This is a genomic window from Stenotrophomonas sp. SrG, from assembly GCF_050031795.1.
In the GTDB taxonomy this organism is placed as follows: Bacteria; Pseudomonadota; Gammaproteobacteria; order Xanthomonadales; family Xanthomonadaceae; genus Stenotrophomonas; species Stenotrophomonas rhizophila_A.
On the sequence record NZ_JBNBBE010000571.1, the window covers coordinates 1 to 252 of the forward strand.

The 252-nt window shown below is 64.3% G+C and carries 1 protein-coding gene; it reads left to right on the forward strand.

Annotation, left to right across the window (positions count from 1 at the left end; translation table 11 throughout):
- Position 1: 1 nt before the first annotated feature.
- On the forward strand, positions 2–252 hold a 251-nt coding region (locus ACQG3P_RS20895; protein ID WP_426806125.1), incomplete at its 3' end, for a DMT family transporter.

Genomic DNA, 252 nt, shown 5'->3' on the forward strand with positions numbered 1-252 from the left:
TATCGGAATGAAATATTCGGACGGCTTCAGCAAGCAGCTGCCCACTCTCGCAACGGTCGGCGCGGCACTGGTCAGCCTGTATCTGATGAGCCAGGCGATGAAATCCATCCCGGTGGGCACCGCCTACTCGATCTGGACCGGTATCGGCGCGCTGGGCGTGGCCACGCTGGGCATCTTCCTGTTCGGCGACAGAGCTTCGGCGCCGCGCCTGGCCTGCATCGGGCTGATCGTGGCCGGGGTGATCGGCCTCAA